The sequence below is a fragment of the Nannocystis pusilla genome, assembly GCF_026626665.1.
Lineage (GTDB): Bacteria > Myxococcota_A > Polyangia > Nannocystales > Nannocystaceae > Nannocystis > Nannocystis pusilla.
Genome location: NZ_JAPNKE010000002.1, coordinates 3,448,635 through 3,466,650, shown reverse-complemented (window position 1 = coordinate 3,466,650; position 18,016 = coordinate 3,448,635). Strand labels below are relative to the sequence as shown.

At 71.8% G+C, this 18,016-nt stretch carries 22 protein-coding genes; 9 read left to right on the top strand and 13 right to left on the bottom strand.

Going from position 1 to position 18,016, the window contains the following annotated elements; genetic code table 11:
• The first annotated feature begins 87 nt into the window (after positions 1–87).
• On the top strand, positions 88–1,281 hold the full coding sequence (locus OV079_RS15150; RefSeq protein WP_267769287.1) for a PQQ-binding-like beta-propeller repeat protein: 1,194 nt from the start codon (positions 88–90) through the stop codon (positions 1,279–1,281).
• Between the two features lie 91 nt (positions 1,282–1,372).
• Here OV079_RS15150 and OV079_RS15145 read toward each other — a convergent pair whose 3' ends face one another.
• The 3 genes from OV079_RS15145 to OV079_RS15135 form a co-directional block, all read right to left on the bottom strand.
• Positions 1,373–2,599 carry a M3 family metallopeptidase gene (locus tag OV079_RS15145; RefSeq protein ID WP_267778547.1) on the bottom strand — a complete coding sequence of 409 codons (1,227 nt, stop codon included), beginning with the start codon at positions 2,597–2,599 and terminating at the stop codon, positions 1,373–1,375.
• Positions 2,488–3,078, bottom strand: a complete 591-nt coding sequence (locus tag OV079_RS55905; RefSeq protein ID WP_267769286.1) for a gluzincin family metallopeptidase — start codon at positions 3,076–3,078, stop codon at positions 2,488–2,490. The genes OV079_RS15145 and OV079_RS55905 overlap by 112 nt, the downstream gene beginning before the upstream one ends.
• A gap of 327 nt (positions 3,079–3,405) precedes the next feature.
• Complete coding sequence (locus tag OV079_RS15135; protein ID WP_267769285.1) at positions 3,406–4,029, bottom strand: TetR/AcrR family transcriptional regulator; 624 nt, start codon at positions 4,027–4,029, stop codon at positions 3,406–3,408.
• A gap of 92 nt (positions 4,030–4,121) precedes the next feature.
• Between OV079_RS15135 and OV079_RS15130 the strand changes: the two genes are divergently transcribed.
• Positions 4,122–5,684 carry an FAD-dependent monooxygenase gene (locus OV079_RS15130; RefSeq protein WP_267769284.1) on the top strand — a complete coding sequence of 521 codons (1,563 nt, stop codon included), beginning with the start codon at positions 4,122–4,124 and terminating at the stop codon, positions 5,682–5,684.
• 6 nt (positions 5,685–5,690) lie between these two features.
• Here OV079_RS15130 and OV079_RS15125 read toward each other — a convergent pair whose 3' ends face one another.
• Positions 5,691–6,053, bottom strand: coding sequence for a hypothetical protein (locus OV079_RS15125; RefSeq protein ID WP_267769283.1), 363 nt, complete (start codon positions 6,051–6,053; stop codon positions 5,691–5,693).
• Positions 6,054–6,129: 76 nt separating this feature from the next.
• Here OV079_RS15125 and OV079_RS15120 point away from each other — a divergent pair, with 76 nt between their 5' ends.
• Positions 6,130–6,912: a dienelactone hydrolase family protein gene (locus OV079_RS15120; protein ID WP_267769282.1), complete on the top strand. Its 783-nt coding sequence runs from the start codon at positions 6,130–6,132 to the stop codon at positions 6,910–6,912.
• A gap of 151 nt (positions 6,913–7,063) precedes the next feature.
• Here the strand turns inward: OV079_RS15120 and OV079_RS15115 are convergent, their stop codons facing one another.
• The 9 genes from OV079_RS15115 to OV079_RS55900 form a co-directional block, all read right to left on the bottom strand.
• On the bottom strand, positions 7,064–7,645 hold the full coding sequence (locus tag OV079_RS15115; protein ID WP_267769281.1) for a hypothetical protein: 582 nt from the start codon (positions 7,643–7,645) through the stop codon (positions 7,064–7,066).
• Positions 7,638–8,330, bottom strand: a complete 693-nt coding sequence (locus tag OV079_RS15110; protein WP_267769279.1) for a molybdopterin-dependent oxidoreductase — start codon at positions 8,328–8,330, stop codon at positions 7,638–7,640. The genes OV079_RS15115 and OV079_RS15110 overlap by 8 nt, the downstream gene beginning before the upstream one ends.
• A gap of 73 nt (positions 8,331–8,403) precedes the next feature.
• The gene (locus tag OV079_RS15105; protein ID WP_267769277.1) at positions 8,404–8,808 is read right to left on the bottom strand and encodes a hypothetical protein; all 405 of its coding nucleotides are present in this window, start codon (positions 8,806–8,808) and stop codon (positions 8,404–8,406) included.
• Entirely contained in the window at positions 8,805–9,020 is a 216-nt protein-coding gene (locus OV079_RS15100; protein ID WP_267769276.1) for a hypothetical protein, read from the bottom strand. The genes OV079_RS15105 and OV079_RS15100 overlap by 4 nt, the downstream gene beginning before the upstream one ends.
• A gap of 61 nt (positions 9,021–9,081) precedes the next feature.
• Entirely contained in the window at positions 9,082–9,813 is a 732-nt protein-coding gene (locus OV079_RS15095; RefSeq protein ID WP_267769274.1) for a response regulator, read from the bottom strand.
• A gap of 279 nt (positions 9,814–10,092) precedes the next feature.
• Positions 10,093–11,355, bottom strand: a complete 1,263-nt coding sequence (locus tag OV079_RS15090) for an AAA family ATPase (RefSeq protein WP_267769273.1) — start codon at positions 11,353–11,355, stop codon at positions 10,093–10,095.
• 228 nt (positions 11,356–11,583) lie between these two features.
• A complete protein-coding gene (locus tag OV079_RS15085) occupies positions 11,584–12,327 on the bottom strand; it encodes a hypothetical protein (RefSeq protein ID WP_267769271.1) in 744 nt (247 codons plus the stop codon).
• A 1-nt stretch (position 12,328) separates the two neighbouring features.
• Positions 12,329–12,805, bottom strand: coding sequence for an SsrA-binding protein SmpB (gene smpB, locus OV079_RS15080; RefSeq protein ID WP_267769270.1), 477 nt, complete (start codon positions 12,803–12,805; stop codon positions 12,329–12,331).
• Positions 12,806–12,820: 15 nt separating this feature from the next.
• Complete coding sequence (locus tag OV079_RS55900) at positions 12,821–13,459, bottom strand: ComF family protein (RefSeq protein WP_267769268.1); 639 nt, start codon at positions 13,457–13,459, stop codon at positions 12,821–12,823.
• A 230-nt stretch (positions 13,460–13,689) separates the two neighbouring features.
• Between OV079_RS55900 and OV079_RS15070 the strand changes: the two genes are divergently transcribed.
• The 6 genes from OV079_RS15070 to OV079_RS15045 all read left to right on the top strand — a co-directional run bounded on the left by OV079_RS15070 (position 13,690) and on the right by OV079_RS15045 (position 18,016).
• On the top strand, positions 13,690–14,265 hold the full coding sequence (locus OV079_RS15070) for a hypothetical protein (RefSeq protein WP_267769267.1): 576 nt from the start codon (positions 13,690–13,692) through the stop codon (positions 14,263–14,265).
• Positions 14,266–14,517: 252 nt separating this feature from the next.
• The gene (locus tag OV079_RS15065) at positions 14,518–15,633 is read left to right on the top strand and encodes a GRAS family protein (protein WP_267769266.1); all 1,116 of its coding nucleotides are present in this window, start codon (positions 14,518–14,520) and stop codon (positions 15,631–15,633) included.
• Positions 15,630–16,172: a hypothetical protein gene (locus OV079_RS15060; RefSeq protein WP_267769265.1), complete on the top strand. Its 543-nt coding sequence runs from the start codon at positions 15,630–15,632 to the stop codon at positions 16,170–16,172. Before OV079_RS15065 ends, OV079_RS15060 begins: the two co-directional genes overlap by 4 nt.
• Before the next feature lies 1 nt (position 16,173).
• Positions 16,174–17,100: a PP2C family protein-serine/threonine phosphatase gene (locus OV079_RS15055; protein WP_267769263.1), complete on the top strand. Its 927-nt coding sequence runs from the start codon at positions 16,174–16,176 to the stop codon at positions 17,098–17,100.
• Positions 17,097–17,612: an ATP-binding protein gene (locus OV079_RS15050; protein ID WP_267769261.1), complete on the top strand. Its 516-nt coding sequence runs from the start codon at positions 17,097–17,099 to the stop codon at positions 17,610–17,612. The genes OV079_RS15055 and OV079_RS15050 overlap by 4 nt, the downstream gene beginning before the upstream one ends.
• The gene (locus tag OV079_RS15045; RefSeq protein ID WP_267708056.1) at positions 17,609–18,016 is read left to right on the top strand and encodes a hypothetical protein; all 408 of its coding nucleotides are present in this window, start codon (positions 17,609–17,611) and stop codon (positions 18,014–18,016) included. Before OV079_RS15050 ends, OV079_RS15045 begins: the two co-directional genes overlap by 4 nt.

The following is an 18,016-nucleotide window of genomic DNA, read 5'->3' as shown; positions in this document are numbered from 1 at the left end:
AACGAGGAATTGCGGACGGCCTCGGCGGCCGCGAGCGAGGAGAGAAATATGATTAGAACATGGTATATTGGACATGTCCTTGGGTTCATGGCTGTAGTGACAGGTTGCGATCCGAAGGACCCGGGGGTCACGGGCGGGACCGTCAGCACGGGGACGACCACGGGCGGGAGCGACAGCGAGGGGACGACCGGCGGCGGGAGCGACAGCGAGGGGACGACGAGCGCGGCGGAGACGACCGGCGGCCCGGACGAGACGACCGACGGACCGGGCGACGCGACGACCGAGACGACGACGGGCATGCACGACACCGACTCGGGCTCGACGCCGGAAGACTTCGCGTGCGAGGGCGGGGCGTGGCTGTTCGTCGATCCGGAGACGAGCGGCGCGGGCAAGGTGTCGCTCGCGGCCGACGGGCGGGCGCGGGTGTTCAGCGACGGTCTGTCGCGCGAGTTCGACGCGACGGGGACGCTGGTGGCGACGACACCGATCCCGTCGGGGGCGGTCCACTGGGACATCGACGCCGAGGGCAACGGCTACGGGATGTTCCGCGACGAGGACGGGGTGTCGCCGCGGAAGTGGCTGCGCAAGTTCGACCCGGCCGGAGCGATGCTGTGGGAGCGCGACCTGGGGCCGCGCGATCAGGGCTACGCGTGGGGCTACGACATCGCGGTCGCGGGCGACGGGACGACGGTGTACAGCGACCGCGCCGCCGTCGGCGACGGGACGCGGATGGTCAAGCACGCGGCCGACGGGACGCTGCTGTGGGACCTCGAGGTCGCGGAGCAACTCGAAGTGGCGGCGATCGGCTCGGCGGGCGCGATGGTGGCGCTGGTGTGGGACGAGGGCGTCCGGTTGTTCGACCCGTCCGGCGAGGAGCTGTGGACGCGCCCGTGGGAGCTCTCGGTGCTCAGTACCGCGGCGATCGACGGCGCGGGCGCGGTGGTGGTCGGGGCCGAGATCGGGTCGTCGGCGGTGAAGATCGGGAAGTTCGCGGCGGATGGGACGCCGCTGTGGGACACGTTCGTCGAGGGGATGTGGGGCTTCGGCGACCTCGCGGTCAACGCGAGCGGTGAGATCGCGGTCGGCGGCGAGTACAACAACGAGCCGCCGTTCCGCGGGATGGTGGCGCGGCTCGACCCGTCCGGCGTGACGCTGGCGGTGCACAGCTGCGACAGCGGGTCGTGGGAGGTCGACGTGGCGATCGACGACGCGGGGACGATCTTCGCCTCGGGCGCGGTCGACTTCGAGACGTATCACATGTACGTGACGGCGTACGAGTGAGTCACAGGTCGAGGCGCTCGCGGCAGGCCGACTGCCGCGGGCTGTCTGGAAGGACAGGCGCTGCCGAAGATGTCCTGAAGGACATATGAGGTCAGAGGTCGAGGAGCTCGCGGCAGGCGGCGGCGGCCTGGCGCACGGTGTGGCGATCTGTCCCGAAGTGCAGGCCGGCGGCGGCGAACAGGTCGGGCAGGCGGGCGCGGGCGCCGAGGGCGAGGGCGCGACGCAGGTCGGCGACGGCGGCGGCGGGCTCGGCGAGGGCGCGGCGGTACAGCTGGACCGCGCCGAGGCCGGCGATCGCGTACTCGATGTAGTAGAAGGGCAGCTCGAACACGTGCAGGCGGCGCTGCCACAAGGCGGCGCGGTCGGCCTCGAGGCCGCTCCAGTCGACGCCGGGGCACAGCCGCCAGTGCTGCGCGAGCCAGGCGGCGTCGCGGGTCGCACGATCGCCGGCCTCGTCGGGGCGGGTGTAGACCCAGTGCTGGAAGGCGTCGATGGCGGCGGCGTGCGGGAGGAACAGGACGAGCTGCTCGAGCTGGTGGCGGGCCGCGCGGGCGCAGGTGTCGGCGTCGTAGAAGGCGCCCAGGTGGGTGGCGGCGAGCAGCTCCATGCCCATGCCCGCGACCTCGCAGAACTCGATCGGCGGGTGGCGGTTCCAGATCAGCGGGTCGCCGGCGCAGGCGAGGGCGTGGAAGGCGTGGCCGCCCTCGTGCAAGACGGTGAGCAGGTCCTCGTGGCGGCCGACGGCGCCCGCGAACACGAAGGGGAGGCCGCTGGCGTGGAGGTGGACCTGAAAGGCGCCGGCGGCCTTGCCTGGCCGCGACATCAGGTCCAAAAGGCCATGTTCGGCGAGGCGCGAGAACTGACGGGCGAACTCGGGGTCGACCGCCTCGAAGGCGCGGGCGCAGCCGGCGATCAGCGCCTCCTCGCGGGTGAACGGGACGAGCGGGCCGCCGGGCAGGGCACCGAGGTCCCACGGGCGCAGGACGTCGAGGCCGAGCGCGGCTGCGCGGCGACGGAGGACGCGGCCGGCGAGCGGGACGAACTCGGCGGCGATGGCCTCGTGCAGCGCGAGGCAGTCGGCGGGGCCGTAGGCGAGGCGGTCGAGGCGGCGGAAGCGATAGGCGCGGTAGTCGGGCAGCTCGGCGGCGGCGGCCTGGGCCCGGCGGTTGTCGAGGAGGCGGTCGAACAGGTGATCGAGCTCGGGCTTCACTGCGCGGAACTCGGCGGCGACGGTGCGCCAGGCGGCCTCGCGTCGCGAACGGTCAGGTCGTCGTCGCTGCGCTCGACGTGGGCGAGCGGAATGTCGGCGCCGTCCCAGTGGAAGCGCATGCCGGCCCGCAGCTGGCCGTAGGCGGCGCACAGGTGCTGCTCGGCGGCCTCGAGCGGGACGAGGGCGGGGCGGTGGAGGTCGGCCTGGTTGCGCAGCACCGCGAGGGCGCAGGCGTGGCCGGGCGGGAGGCGAGCTGCGGCCGGGTGCTCGACGAGCCGCCGCGCGAGGCCGTGGCGCAGCGGTTTGCAGGCGGGGCCGAGGACGTCGACGTGGACGAGCCAGGCGCGCGCGGCCTCGGGGTCGTCGGCGCTGGAGCTGGTGGCGATCTGGCGCCGCGCCTGCGCCTCGGCGAGGTGGCTCTCGAGCTCGGACCAGTCGCGCAGCCATTGCTCGAGGATCCACGGGTCGTCGGCCGGCAGCGGTCGCGCGCCGAGCTCGCCGTAGCAGGCCTCGAGATCGGCGAGCCGATCGAGGCGCACGCGCGCGGGCAAGTAGCGCCGCGGCGGCGGCGGGAGCGAGCCGAACACGTGCGTCAGAGTAGCACCGCGGCGCGCGGGCGCAGGGGGTCGAACCAGGCCCCGGAGGCGCAGGGGACAAGGCGACGTCGCGGGGATGCGCGCGTGAGGTTGGCGAGAGGGCGCGACGCCGATGGGCAGGGCGCACGTGTCGGGGGCGCGCAGGTGAGGCTGGTCGAAAGGACAGAACCTCGAGGACAGGACCTCAGGGACATGGCCGAGGTGAGGCGCACGTGTCGGGGGCGCGCAGGTTAGGCTGGTCGAAGGGACAGGACCTCAGGGACATGGCCGAGGTGAGGCGTCGTCCCGGGTACGTGTGAGGCTGGTCGAAGGGACAGGTCAGTCGGGGCGCAGGCCGCGGGTCATCGCGCCGATGGTGAGCTCGATCTCGCGGTCGTCGTCCCACGGGTAGTCGGGCAGGATGGCCAGGCGCGTGATGATGTAGCCGCCGAGGGCGCTCATGAGGAGCCGCAGGACCGTCTCCGGTGGGTCGCTGCGGATCTGCCCGCGCGCCTGGTACTTGCGGATGACGGCCAGCAGCTCGGGGACGACGTGGCGGCCGATGTGGCGGAACACCATCGTGCGCAGCTCCGGGCTGAGCGGGACCTCCTGTAAAAAGATCCGCAGGGCCGGCACGTGCTCGCGCGCGACCGCGAGGCGGTTGCGCGCGAACTCCCGCAGGAAGTCGGCGAAGTCCGGGTAGTCGGTGTCGATCAGCCGGTGCAGGTCGCGGAAGGCGATCGGCGCGAGCACCCGCTCGACGAAGGGCTCGAGGATGTGGTCGAGCAGCAGCTGCTTGGTCTTGAAGTGGCGGAAGATCGTGCCCTCGGCGACGCCCGCCCGCCTGGCGATCTCGCTGGTCGCGGCGCCTCGAAAGCCGCGCTCCGCGATCACTTCGATCGCGGCGCGGACGATGCGCTCGACGCCGCGCACCGGCCCAGAGTCGTCTTCGCGCGTGGCCATGACCCCGAGAGCGTGGCCTGAGTGAGCACTCACTTGCAACTGTCCTGGAGCCGTGACACGGTGAGTGAGCACTCACTTGCAGGAGCGGAGCGATGGGGTCGATCGATGTGTTGGTGGCAGGAGCGGGGCCCACGGGCCTGACGATGGCGTGCGAGCTGCGGCGGTACGGACTGACGGTGCGGGTGGTCGATCCCGCGCCGCGCACGACCGAGCACTCCAAGGCGCTGGTCGTCCACGCGCGCACGCGCGAGGTGTTCGAGGCGATGGGGCTGCGCGCGGCGGTCGAGGCCGAGGCCGAGGCGCTGATGGCGGTGCAGCTGTTCTTTGAAAAGCAGCTGCTGGGGACGCTGGACGTCGCGCGGTTCGGGCCCGACGTGCCGCGGCCGGTGTTCCTCGATCAGAGCGCGACGGAGCGGATCCTGGCCGAGCACCTGCGACACCTCGGCGGGGCGGTCGAGCGCGGGCTGCGTCTGCTGTCGTTCCGCGACGAGGGCTCGCAGGTGGTGGCGACGATCGGCGGCGACGACGGCTGCACCGAGTCGGTGACTGCGCGCTGGCTGGTCGGCTGCGACGGCTCCCACAGCGCGGTGCGCCACGGCCTCGGTCTGCCGTTCGAAGGTTCTGCCTATGAGGACATGTTCGATCAGGCAGATCTGAAGATCCGCTGGGACCGCCCGCCAGGGCTCGGCTGCGGGTTCTTGCGGCCCGCGGGGCTGGTGGTGTTCGCTCCGTTGCCGCGCGGTCGCTATCGCATCATCGCCATGGGGGGCGACGGTCACGCGCCCGAGCCGACGCTCGAGATGTTTCAGAAGCTGGCCGACGAGCTGGTGCCCGGGGCGGTGCTGTACGACCCGGAGTGGATCCTGCGGTTCCGCCTGCACCACCGCATGGTGCCGAAGATGGGCGTGGGCTCGGTGTTCCTCGCCGGCGACGCGGCGCACATCCACAGCCCGGCGGGCGGCCAGGGGATGAACACGGGGATCCAGGACGCCTTCAACCTGGCGTGGAAGCTGGCGATGGTGGCTCGCGGCGCGGCTCGGCCGGAGCTGCTGGCGACGTACGACGCGGAGCGATTGCCGGTGGCGAGGCGCACGCTCGAGATGACGGACCGCCTGTTCCGCGGCGCGACGAGCCGACGGACGATGATGCTGCGCAAGCTGATCGTCGGCACGGCGCTGCGATCACGCGCGCTGCAGCAGCGGTTGGCGCGACGCATGTCGCAGACGGGCGTGTCGTATCGCGAGTCGCCGGCGGTGGTCGACGCCCGCAGCTGGCCGCGGCGCTCGCCGAGGGCCGGTGATCGAGCGCCGGCGGCGATGCTGCGCGCGGGCGCGGCGACGGTGTCGCTGCACGTGCTGGTGGCGAGCGAGGCGAAGATGACCCTGTTGCTCATGCACGGAGCGGCGCGCTCGCAGGCGCTGGCGATCGCGGGTCGGGAGCTGGCGGAGAAGTGGGGCCGATCGCTGGTGGTTCGCGACCTGGTCCTGGGTACAGGCGACGCCGAGACTCTCGGCGATCCTTCGGGCGCCGTGGTCCGCGGGTGGAGAGTGCGCGCGCCTGAGCTCGTGCTGCTCAGGCCCGACGGGCACATCGCCGTGCGCGCGCCGCTGGCTCGCATCGACGTGCTTCAGGCCTACGCAGCGCGCTGGTTCTAGCGCGCGCTACTTGTGGTTGAGGCCGAAGTACGCGGCGAGGAGGCCGAGCAGCGGCGCGACGAACCACAGCACGCGACCGGCGCCGGGCTTGCGAGCGACCAACGCCGGGGCAGCCGCGAGGCAGATCCACGCGAGCAACTTGGGGTGAACCCAGCCAGGCATGGCGCCGCCGTACTTCACCCCGAGCATGCCGAAGCCGGCCGCGACGATGAGCAACGTTCCCACGCCGTGCGTGGCAGCGACCAGGCCGCGCGCGGGGTTGGTGTCACGAGTGCCGCCGGCGATGCCGTGGAACGCGAGGCCGCCGAGGCCCATAAAGAGGAGGACGATGCCGAAGATGTGGAGGACCAGGAAGAGCTCGTAGGACACGGCGGCGCCGAGCCTCGCACGCCTCTGCGCGATTTGACAAGCTCGCCCCGGCCCGAAGGCTGATACACTCGTGGCGATGTCGATCCAGGGCTACAGCGCATCGGAGTTCACCCACGAGGGCGTCACCAAGACGGTCTATCGGCGCGGGCGCGGCCCCGGGGTCATCATCATCACCGAGGTCCCCGGCATCCACGAGGCGGTGGTCGCGTTCGCCAACCTGGTGGCGGACGCGGGCTTCACCGTGGTCTTGCCCGACCTGTTCGGCGAGCCGATGAAGCCGGTGTCCGGCGGCTACCTCGCCAGCACGATGCTCAAGCTGTGCGTCAGCAAAGAGTTCAAGCTGCTCGCCGGCCAGGAGTCGAGCCCGATCACGAACTGGCTGCGCGGCCTGGCTCGCGCGCTGCACAAGGAGCTCGGCGGCAAGGGCGTCGGCGCGATCGGCATGTGCCTGACGGGGAACTTCGCGCTGTCGATGGCGGTCGAGCCGTCGCTGATGGCGCCGGTGATGTCGCAGCCGGCGCTGCCGCTGCCGGTGGGCAAGGCGCGCCGCGGGCAGCTGGCGATCGCGCCGGACGAGCTCGCCACGGTCAAGCGGCGGGTCAAGGACGAGGGCCTCAAGGTGCTCGGCCTGTGCTTCACCCACGACGGCAAGGTCCCGCGCGAGCGGTTCGAGACGCTGAAGCGCGAGCTCAAGGAGGGCTTCGAGGCGATCGAGATCGACTCCGGCCCGGGCAACGCCCACGGGATCAAGCCGTCGGCCCACAGCGTGCTGACCGTCGACCTCGTCCGCGAGACCGGCCACCCGACCGAGCAGGCGCTGCAGCGCACGCTGTCGTTCCTGCGCGAGCGGCTGCAGTAGAGCAGGGCGGCGGCGCCGCCGGTGCGGGGTGACTTCGGGGGCATGTCCGTTCGGGCATGCCCCTTCGCACATGTCCGAACCGGTCGAGGCGCGGTGCCTGGAATTCAGCGCATGCCTTTTCGGGCATGTCTGAGCGGCCATGTCCTTCGGGTCATGGCCCGCCGGACAGGGTCACGTACAGCACAGGGACGGCGACGCCGAGCAGCACGAGCACGCCGCCGCGGCCGACCAGGCCCTTGCGGCCGGGCAGCATGAACAGGCCCGAGGCGGCGAGGAACAGCAGGAACACGGCGTAGCCGTCGGCGATGTAGGTCCAGGCCTTCTTGCCGCGGTTCAGGTGCAGCCAGTTGGCGACCCGCAGCAACAGGCGCGGGCGCTGGCCGTCCTCGAGGACGACGCCGCTGTCGAGATCGACGTGGAGGGTGCTGCCGTCGAGGAGGATCGACAGCTCGCGCGCGTCGCTGCGGTAGACCTCGGTCGGCGGATTTTGGATGGAGAGCTCGGCGAGGACCTCGTCGGCGGCGGCGCGGTCGTCCTCGGGCAGCGGCACGGCGACCTGGTGGCGCGCCTCGTAGTTGTCGAAGTTCGGGTCCCAGTCGGCGATGTGATTGACCGCGAGGCCCGACAGCGCGTAGACGAAGGTGAGGCCGACGGCGACGTAGCCGATGTCGCGGTGGAGGGCGCGCAGCCACGGCCGCCAGCGGACCGGGCGCCGGCGCTCGGGCTCAGGCATAGCGCTCTTCCTTCCACGGGTCGGCGTGGTTGTTGTAGCCGCGGGTCTCCCAGTAGCCGGGCTCGTCGCGGGCGACGAACTTGATGCCGGTCAGCCACTTGGTGCTCTTCCAGAAGTAGAGGCCGGGCACCACGGCGCGCACCGGGCTGCCGTGCGGGCGCGCGAGCGGCTTGCCGGCGTGGCGGTGGGCGACCAGGACGTCGGGCGCGAGCGCCTCGGCGAGCAGCACGTTGGCGGTGTAGCCGTGGGCGCCCTCGAACACGACGTGGCGCGCGGTCTTCTTCAGGCCTGCCTTTTCGGCCAGGTGACTGACGCGCACGCCCTTCCACGCCGCGCCGAGCAGCGACCAGCCGGTGACGCAGTGGACGTCGGCCTCGAGCTCGGTCTGCGGCTCGGCGAGCAGGCCGTTCCAGTCGAGCTCGAACGGCCTCTCGACCTCGCCGTAGACCTTGATCTTGACGTCGGCGGGGCTCGGCGAGCCGGGCACGCCGCCCATGGGCCGCAGCGCCTCGAGCACGCGCTGGCCGGGCGGGAGGCGCGGGCGGCCGTCGGCGAGGGTCATGGCCTTGGCCTCGCGCGTGAGGCGGTCGTTGAGGACCCACAACATGCCGCCGCCCATGGCGGCGACGACGGTGCCGCTGGCGGCGCGGGCGAGGAAGTCGCGCCGGCTCATGGCGGCGGACACGGCGGGAGGCAGCGGGCGAGAGGCGGACATCGTTCGACCTTCCGGCTCGGACAACGCGGGGCCCCAGCGAGTGTTACGCCGGGGGACGGACCCGCAGCCGCAGGGTACCGTCGGCCGCCTGGGTGGTGTCGACGGCCAGGCCGGCGGCGCTCGCCGCGGCGCGCACGCGGGCGGCCGCCAGCGCCCGGGTGAGCGGGGCCACCAGGCGCTCGGCCAGGACGGCGCGATCGTGCTCGCCGCACACCAAAACGAAGGTGCTGCCGGCCGCGCGCAGGCCGAAGTCGGCGACGGCCCCCAGCGTGCCCGCGGGCACGCGCAGGTCGACCGGCTCGCCGGCGCACTCGAAGTTGCCCTCGAGCATGAGGCCGCCGGGGATCTCCGCGACCTCGGCGCGAAGCTCCAGCTCGGCCAGCGCGGCCTCCAGGTCAGCCCGCGCGAGCTCGCGGGCGCCGAGGTCGAGGCGGACGTAGCGGCTCATGGCGTGCTGTCCTTCGGGGCATGGCACAAAGGACATGTCTCTTCGGCTCGGCGCACCAGCCAGCCGCAGCGGGCGCAGGCGGCCGCGGGGGTCGGCTCGGGCAGGTCGGGGGCGCCGGCAGGCTCGTCCAGCGCGGGCAGCTCGAGCTGCTGCTGGGCGAGGTTGCGCGCGGGACACGGCCAGAGGCTGACCCGAGCGGGCCGGCCTGGCAATTCTCGCCGGATGAGCGCGCCGGGGGCCGTGCAGGAGCGCGCTCAGGGCGAGCAGGACGGCTCAGGTACGGCCGGCGGCGGGCTGGCCGGCGAGGCCCTCGGTCGCCCACAGGACGGCGAGGCGGCGCAGCTGGTGCGCGCTGTGAGCCCCGAGCTTGAGCTTGAGGTTGGACTGGTGGGTCTCGACGGTCTTGATCGAGATCTTGAGCGACTCGGCGATGTTGCGGGTGTCGTGCCCGCGGCCCAGCAGCTCGAACACCTCGAGCTCGCGGTCGCTGAGGTTCTCGATGCCGGTGCCGGCCCGCGGGCGCGAGACCATGGCGTTCAGCATCGTCTCGGCCAGCTGCTCGCTCACCGCCAGCTCGCCCTTCAGCGACTTGCGGATGGCGCCGACGATCCGCTCGGCGGGCACGTGCTTCATCAGGTAGCCGTGGGCGCCGGCCCGCAGCACCCGCTCGCCGAACAACTGCTCGTCGTGCATCGACAGCACCAGCAGCTTGAGCTCGGGCCAGGCGGCGCGGATCTGCTTGATCAGATCGATGCCGCTGCCGGTCTTGAGCGAGAGGTCGACGACCGCGAGGTCGACGGGCTTCTCGCGCAGGATCGCCAGGGCGGCTTCGGCGTCCTCGGCCTCACCGACGACCTCCAGGTCGGTCTCGGCTCCGAGGAGCTGCGACAGGCCGAGGCGGAAGATCGGGTGGTCGTCGACGAGGAGGACCCGCGCCGGCGACGAGGGCTGGTCCGCGGGTCCTGTTCCTTGAGACAGGGGAGTGATCGGCGGCTGCACGGTCATAATGAGCGCTCGTACAGTATCCCATAGCCGTGATCGCAGTGTCACGCACCTGGAGTTCGCAGGATGGGTGGGACGTGAGCACGAAAATTCCCACAAGACTCGCAGCAGGTTTGGCGGTGCGAGTCACGTTCGCTCGCGACATCGTGCTCGCTTGAATTGTGTTCAACAGCACACCGTGCGAACCGCCGTTCGCCGGCCATCCTCGGGCGATTGGCGCGGTTGTGCAGACATTGCGCGACCGCAGGTCACGCGCCGCATTGGAACTTAGAGACAGGTTCCTCAAGCCCTGCGGGCCGCAGCGCTCGCCCACGCCCGCAGGGCCGTGATTTCGCCGGCACGACTGCGACTGAGCGGGATGGTCGCGGCGAGCGCGCGAGCGAGGTCGCCGCGCGCGAGCGGTCGCGACTCGGCGAACGCGTCGAGGCGAGCCTCCACGATCGCGCCCTCGATCTCGGCGCCCGAGAGTCCGTCGGCCGCGCGCACGAGGTCGACGAGGTCGGGCAACGGATCAGCGAGGACCGGGGCGGCGCCCATGTGCGAGCGCGGCGCATGCTCGAGATGGATCTCCGCGATGGCAGCGCGTTCGTCCGCATCGGGCAGGTCGACGAAGAAGATCTCGTCGAGACGGCCGCGACGTGTCAGCTCGGGCGGCAGACGCGTGACCTGATTGGCGGTGGCGACCACGAACACCGGACGACGGCGCTCCTGCAGCCACGTGAGCAGGCCGCCCAGCACCCGCGCCGCGGTGCCGGCGTCGCTGGCCGGGCCCTCGCTGCCGGCCAGGCCCTTGTCGAGCTCGTCGATCCACAAAACGACCGGAGCGATGCGCTCGACCGTCGCGGTGACGCGGCGCAGGTTGGCCTCGCTCTCGCCCAGCGTGCCGCCGTAGAGCCGGCCCGGCTCCAGCCGCAGGAGGCCGAGGCCGAGCGCGTGGGCGCAGACGCGGGCCGCCAGGCTCTTGCCGCAGCCCTGCACGCCGACGAGCAGGACGCCGCGCGGGTCGGGGATCGCCGCGGCGCGGGCCTCGGGGCGGAGGGCGAGGGCGCGGCGGGCCAGCCACTGCTTGAGCTGCGCGAGCCCGCCGAGCATGTCGGAAGGGACAGGTTCGACGCGCTCGAGCAGGCCGCCGCGGCGCAGCAGCTCGGCCTTGCCGGCGCCGAGCTCGGCGAGCGCGGCGTCGTCGGCGGGGACGTCGGCGGCGCGGCGCAGCAGTCGACGGGCCTGGTGCTCGGACAGGCCGAGCGCGGCGTGGGCGAGCCGCGAGGCGCGGCGAGCGAGCGCGGCGGCAGGACCGGGACGGCCGGCGATCCGCAGCTCGTCGACGAGGTCGGCGGCGAGGCCGGTGAGCTCGTCGGCGTCGGGCAGCTCGAGCTCCAGCAGCTCGAGCTCGGGGATGGCGACGAGCGCAGGCGCGAGGTCGCCGACGACGACGACCGCGGGCCCGACGCTGCGCTGCGCGAGCTCGCGGAGGGCCCGCAAGGCGACGGGCTCGAGCGGGGGCGGATCGAGCAGCACCCACAAGCCGGGATCGGGGTCGCGCAAGAGGCCGCGCAGGAGGTCGGCCAGCGGCTCGGGGGCGCCGAGGCCGTCGCGCCCGCCGGCCGCGCTCCAGGTGTGGACGGGCCAGTCGAGCCGCTCGCCGACGTCTTCGCACAGCCGCAGCGCCCGCGCCTCGTCGACCGCGCGCAGGCCCAGGCCGCGCGCCCCGGCCTGCAGCGCCTCGCGCAGGCGGAGGCGCGCGCGCGAACGAGGTGTCCTTCAGGTCATGTCTCACGGGGCATGTCCTTCGGACCATGTCAACCACGCGGCCAACAGATGGCCCTGGGCGGCGACCGACACCGGGCCGTCGTCCGGGAAGCAGAAGCCGTTCAGCCACAGGCGGGCGCCGCGGAGGCGCGCGAGGCGGCCGTGGAGCAGCGCGAGGTCGGCGGCGCAGGCGCGGGCGAGCTCGGCGCGGGCGCGCGGCGGGATCGTGTCTGGCCAAAAGGACAGGCGGTAGGCGGGCTTGCCGTCGACGCGGAGGACGTCGAGGCGCAGGGCGCCGCTCGGATCGGCGGCGACCAGCTGGGCGCGCCGCAGCAGGTCGGGGAACGGCCGCGCCCGCGAACCGCGGAAGTCGAGGGCGAAGAACACCGGCGCGGAAGCGGAGCCGGGCAGGGCGCGGGTGAGGCCGCGAGCGAGGGCGCGGGCCGCCGCCTCGAGCGCGCCGGGGACCTGCGGCAGGGTGAGCAGGCCGGCCACCGCGGCGGGGCTGCCCGCGGCCGCGAGGGCTGCCACGACGGCGCGCAGGCGGCCCGGGGCGCGCGGCGCCAGGGCCACCAGGCGAGCGACGGCGGGCTCGTCGAACTCGCCGCGGGCGAGCAGCTCGTCGAGCTCGCGCAGGGCCTCGTCGGCGTCGCCGGCGGCGGGCGGGGCGGGGACCAACCAGAGGTGCGGGCCGGCCTGGTCGCGGGCGCGGTCGAGGGCCGCGAGGGTGTCCGATGGGACAGGTCCGTCCGAGCGCCGGCCGCTCACGTCACCGCTCCCGTATGGCCCTGTCGATCTCGCGCTTCTGCTCGCGCTCCTTGATCGAGGCCCGCTTGTCGTAAGTCTTCTTGCCGCGGCACAGCGCCAGCTCGAGCTTGATCCGGCCGTTGCGGGCCAGCAGGGCCAGAGGGATCAGCGTGAGCCCGGCCTGATCGACCGCGTCGGTCAGGTGATCGAGCTCCTTGCGGTGCAGCAGCAGCTTGCGCGGGCGCAGCGGCAGGTGGTTGCGGTCGTGCGCCTGCGTGTACTCGCCGATGTGCGATTGATAGAGGAAGAGCTGGTCGCCCTGGAACTGGCAGTACGACTCGCCCAGGCTGGCGCGGCCGTCGCGGATCGACTTGACCTCGCTGCCCATGAGCGCGAGGCCGGCCTCGTAGCGCTCGAGGACCTCGTACTCGAAGGTGGCTCGGCGGTTCTGGACGAAGATGTGGCCGTCCTTCGTCGCGGTCTTGTCGGTCTTCTTCACGGCGGGGGTGGAAAGCTACAAAGCGGACCGCAGGAGGGCAAGTCCGGCGGCGCGGGCGGCCCCTGCGGCCCGAACGGCGGCGAGGCAGGCGGTCAGGGTGGCGCCGGTGGTGGTCACGTCGTCGACCACGAGGACGCGCCGGCCGACGAGCGACCGCCCGGCTCGCACGACGACCGCGCCGGCGAGGTTCTCGCGGCGCGCCGGCCCGTCGAGCTCGCTCTGCGGCGTGGTGGCGCGCGTGCGCTGCAGGAGCCGCGGCTCGAGGCGGGCGCCGGTCGGGTGCTCGCGCGCGGCCCAGCGAGCCAGCAGGGCGGCCTGGTTGAAGCCGCGGGCGAGGGCGCGGCGCCAGTGCAAGGGCACCGGCGCGACGAGATCCCAGCCCTCGCGCCACACCGGCGCGTGGGCGAGGAGCCGGCCCAGCGGCCCGGCGAGCTCGAGCTCGCCGACGAACTTGAGCCGCCGGACGGCCGCGGCGAGCGGGCCGTCATAAAGGAAGCAGGCCTCCACGTCGCCGACGCGCCGCGCAGCGGGGTCGAGCCGCGCGAGCTCGGGGGCGCAGCGGCTGCACAGGGGCGGCACGCCCCCGGCCGGCGGGGCCCGGAGCAGGTGACGACAGGCGATGCACACCGGCGGCGCGAGGAAGTCGAGGAGCACACGGAGAGGTCGTGTGAACCGCCGTCGTTGTTGCACGCGCAAGAGATCGCGCTGGAGATCGCGTCGAATTCGCGGCAGCAGAGGCGTGTGAAGATCATTTCGCCGTTCGATGCAAGCAGGCGGTCATGCGCACGATCGCCGCCAGTGCCGAGAAATTCGCCGGATCTGCGGCGATGCTCGCGATCCACGGCGGAGGAAGACGCACACATCGCCGCTACGCGTGATCTGGCGTGCAAATCGCGGCAGTGGGCGGCACGCTAATCCCAGGAGGCCGCGTCATGCTCGCACACGATCTCGGATCTCTCAGCGTCGGAACGGTCTTGACGACTTCCACCTTCACGGTGAAGCCGGCCGATCTGACTGCGCATGTAGAGTCCAGCTTCTTGGGACAGGTAGTGGGTTGCGGAGAGGAGATGCTGTCGACCGGGAGCGTGTCCGGCGGCGGCGCGCCGGAGCCGTGGGGTCGAGTTTGTCCGCTGCCGGTCGCGTTCGGTCGGGCGCTGTCGGCCCTGGCCCACAGCGAGCCGTTCCGCGACGTCGCGCTGACGCTGCGCAGCATCAGTCGCGTGCGGCGCTTCGGTGAGGTGCTGGTGGGGGAGCCGCTGACTGCGATCGCGACGGTGCGCTTCCGCAGCGGCAGAGTACCGAATGCGACGCACGTGACGCTCGCCGTCGAGGTCCACCGCGAGAGCCAGCGCGGCCGCGTCGGTGCGACCGCGCTGAGCTTCGAGGTCGGGCTCGAGCTGCGATCGCTGGCGAGCGCCGCTGCAGAGGTGCAGATGGCCGGCGGCGCCGCCGCCGCTTGAGGCCTGCTTTCGGGCCACTTTCGCCGGGCTCGCCGCGCCGCGTCATGGTTTTCGGACCATGTCTCAAGATGCAGTCCGTCGCACACGCGACCTGCGCAGTGGCCCGCGGTCCGGTAGCGCCGCTGGGTGGTCTTTGAGACAGAGGCCGACGGGGCCTGCGCCAGGCTACGCGGCGCGTTTCCGCGCGAGGGCTGAGATAATCTTCTCGGCCACGATCGGGTGCGCATCAGCTTGCCAAGGCGGATCCCCTGTGTGACCTTCAGTCTGCGGCGCATGCTCTACGAGGACCGCTACAAGCTGATTTTGGCCGCGTGCCAGGACATTCGCCGGCATCGCGAGCAGGTCGCCAAGACGGTGATAGCGAGCCAGCTCCTCGACGCCCTCGACGTCGATGTCCCGAGCGACGCGCTGTTGTCCCACATCGTCGCCGAGTCGCTGTTGCGACGGATCGACCGCAACCTGCTGTCGGGGCGGAACTTGTACCTGCAAGCCGAGAAGCGGCCGCAGATCGACCTGTTCACGCTGCTGCAGCGGGCGATCCCGGCGGTGCCGCAGGGCTACGCGCTGGCCAACCAGTACCTCGTGCACGCGATGCGGCAGTCGAGCACGCCGGCGCTGCTCGAGATCGGGATCGGCAAGGGCCTGCAGATCGTCGCGCTGCTGCGGGCGCTCGCGCGCGACCCCGGCAAGATCGAGCGCCTCCGCGTGATCGCGCTCGAGCCGAACCGCACCGCCCTGAACGAGGGCGTGGCCGCGATCGACGAGGTCCGCGCCGAGCTGCCGTTCGACATCGAGATCTATCCGCTGGTCAAGCTGATCGAGGTCTGCGAGGATGCCGACTACGCGCACTTCGAGGCGCTCGCCGAGGGGAGCTTGTCGATCAACGCGGCCTACACGCTGCACCACACCACGGGGCCCGACAGCGACGCGCGCACCCGGCTGCTGCGGCGGCTGCGGGCCCTGCGGCCGCGGGTGTTCACGCTGGTGGAGCCGAGCTCGGACCACGACACCGAGCACCTCACCCGGCGCATGCACCACTGTTGGCAGCACTTCGCCACGGTGTTCGATCTGGTCGACCGCAGCGACGCGTCCCCCGACGAGAAGTTCGCCATCAAGGAGGGCTTCTTCGGCCGCGAGGTCCGCGACATCCTCGGCACCAGCGACGCCTTCCGCACCGAGCGCCACGAGACGCTCGAGTCGTGGCTGCTGCGGCTGAAGAAGTCGGGCTTCGTGCCGTACCCGGCGATCGACCTCGACGTCGACCTGCCCGAGTACTGCCGCTCCTCGGTCAGCTCCGGGCTCGTGCGCCTGTCGTACCGCGGCGTGCCGATCATCGCGGTGTTCGCGTTCGCAGGGGAGGCGGGATGAGCGACGAGAGCGAGCCGAGCGAGCCGGTGGTCCACGGGGCGCTCATGGGCGGCTTCGCCCAGGCGTGCGTCAACCTCAACATCGTCGCCGGCAGGCGGGCCACCGCGCTGCTGGCCGACATCGACATGGGGCGGTGGTTCCCGCTGTCGAAGTGGATGGAGATCGAGCGGATGGTCGGCGAGTCGTACGCCAACGTCGAGCCGATCCGGCTCAAGCTCGGCATCGAGATGATGACGTTGTGGTACCACCACGGCCCCGGCAAGGCGCTCATCCACCGCGGCGCCGACTTCCTGCACTTTCAGACCGGCAGCCACGGCATCGCCAGCGTCATCCGCGGGCCGCGCGAGGTGGTCGGCTCGTTCGACCTCGCCGAGTTCGACTCGGAGCGCGGCCACGCCGTGATCCGCTCGTCCACGCCGTTCGACAAGACGATCGAGCGCGGCGTGCTGATCGGCGGGGTGATGGCGCCCGGCGACCTCTACTACGTCGACGTGACGAACGACGGCGACCCCAACCGGCTCGTGGTGGAGTTCCACTGAGATGACGCTCGACGAGATCCTCGAGGGGCGAGACCCCGACCGCCTGTCCGAGCTGTCGCGCGAGGACATGCGCCGGCTGTTCTGGATGTACAAGGGCCTGCTCAAGCGGGTCGAGCGCGACACCGCCTACTGGCAGGCGACCAACGACAACCTGCGCACCGCGTACGAGCGGCTCGACGAGCAGGAGCGCGAGCTGGCCCGCGCCTACCAGACCATCCGCCAGGACCTCGAGATCGCCCAGCAGGTCCAGCACGCGCTGCTGCCGAAGGACCACCCGGAGATGCTCGCGCGCTTCGAGTTCTCGGTCTACCACAAGCAGATGACCGAGGTCGGCGGCGACTACTACGACTTCTATCGCCTGCGCGACGGCAGCCACGCGATCGGCGTGTTCGACATCTCCGGCCACGGGGTGTCGGCGGCGCTGATCATGGCCTACCTCAAGGCCCAGCTGGTCCAGACGATGGAGCAGGTGTCGCGCCCGCGCGACATCGTCGAGTACCTCAACAACGCGACCGTCGGGTTCCTCCGCGAGGTCCGCCGCTACGCCACCGTCAACTTCGTCGCGTTCGGCGAGCGCACGTTCCGCTACGTGTGCGGCGGCGGGTACGGGGTGCTGGTCCGCGGCGGCGAGGTCCACACGTTCAACAAGGGCGACCCGTTCATCGGCCTGCGCCGCCGCGCGTACAGCGAGTACGAGCTGCCCTTCGAGACAGGTGACGTGCTGGCGCTGTACACGGACGGCATGGTCGAGGCGCAGGACAGCGCGGGCGCCGACTACAGCACTCGCCGGCTGCACGAGCTCGTGCGCACCAACGCGGAGCTGCCGGCCAATCAGATCCTCCAGCGGTGCCTCGACGACTACGGGCAGTTCCGTCGCGTCGACGCCGACGACATCACCCTCATCGTGCTGCGGAGGCGGGCGGCGTGAGCGATCACGAGTTCGACGACGAACCGATCACGACCAGCGTCGGCCTGACGCTGACGGTCGCGCCCATGGGCGACGCGCGCGGCAACCTGGCGACGACCGTCGGCGAGTCGCTGCTGGCGATGCTGACGGTGTTCTACCCGCAGGCGCTGTGCAAGAAGGCCAACGTGGTCATCACCGAGCTGGTCCAGAACGTGATCGACAACGTCAGCGATCCGGGCAGCCAGATGCGCGTCGACCTGCGCATCGACGGCGACGCGCTGCAGGTCCAGGTCACCAACAAGGCGACCTTCGAGCAGTACCAGGACGTCAAGGACCGCGTCGAGCGGCTGACGACCGCGACGGACCCCAAGCGCCTGTTCGCCGACACGCTCCGCGCCCGCCGCATGCAGCGGCTGCGCGGGGGGCTCGGCCTCATCCGCCTGGTGTCCGAGAACCGCTTCCGCTTGTCCGCGACGTACTCGGGCGAGAACTTGACGATGCAGGCGGTGTTTCCTTTGCGAGGTGCGCAATGAACGTCCTCACCTACGGCGAGATCATGGACGGCGGCGTCAGTGTGTTCCACTGCGTCGCCCGCGAGGACGAGGGGAACTTCTCCCTCACGTTCTCGGGCGTGGTCCGGATCGACAACCCCTATCGCTATCTGTCGGCGCTGCTGCAGGACCTGCGCGAGATCCTGCCGAAGCGGGAGATCCAGCGCAGCGTGCTCGACTTCACCGAGCTCGAGTTCTGCAACTCCAACGGCTTCTACGTGATCATGGACATCGTCGAGCTGGTCTACCTGCTGCTGCCCGGGCCGGTGCTGGTCCGCCGCCTGCAGGAGGACGACTGGCAGCAGGAGACGCTGCCGATCCTGCTCAACCTCGACGAGGAGACCATCGCCGCCCGGACGACCTTCGAGGACGTGCGAGAGTTCTGA

Bases quoted from the DNA above. Each gene is read 5' to 3' on its own strand.
- OV079_RS15150 (WP_267769287.1), top strand. From the start codon at position 88: ATGGCTGTAGTGACAGGTTGCGATCCGAAGGACCCGGGGGTCACGGGC.
- OV079_RS15135 (WP_267769285.1), bottom strand. From the start codon at position 4,029: ATGGCCACGCGCGAAGACGACTCTGGGCCGGTGCGCGGCGTCGAGCGC.
- OV079_RS15130 (WP_267769284.1), top strand. From the start codon at position 4,122: ATGGGGTCGATCGATGTGTTGGTGGCAGGAGCGGGGCCCACGGGCCTG.
- OV079_RS15120 (WP_267769282.1), top strand. From the start codon at position 6,130: ATGTCGATCCAGGGCTACAGCGCATCGGAGTTCACCCACGAGGGCGTC.
- OV079_RS15115 (WP_267769281.1), bottom strand. From the start codon at position 7,645: ATGCCTGAGCCCGAGCGCCGGCGCCCGGTCCGCTGGCGGCCGTGGCTG.
- OV079_RS15105 (WP_267769277.1), bottom strand. From the start codon at position 8,808: ATGAGCCGCTACGTCCGCCTCGACCTCGGCGCCCGCGAGCTCGCGCGG.
- OV079_RS15095 (WP_267769274.1), bottom strand. From the start codon at position 9,813: ATGACCGTGCAGCCGCCGATCACTCCCCTGTCTCAAGGAACAGGACCC.
- OV079_RS15060 (WP_267769265.1), top strand. From the start codon at position 15,630: ATGAGCGACGAGAGCGAGCCGAGCGAGCCGGTGGTCCACGGGGCGCTC.
- OV079_RS15055 (WP_267769263.1), top strand. From the start codon at position 16,174: ATGACGCTCGACGAGATCCTCGAGGGGCGAGACCCCGACCGCCTGTCC.
- OV079_RS15045 (WP_267708056.1), top strand. From the start codon at position 17,609: ATGAACGTCCTCACCTACGGCGAGATCATGGACGGCGGCGTCAGTGTG.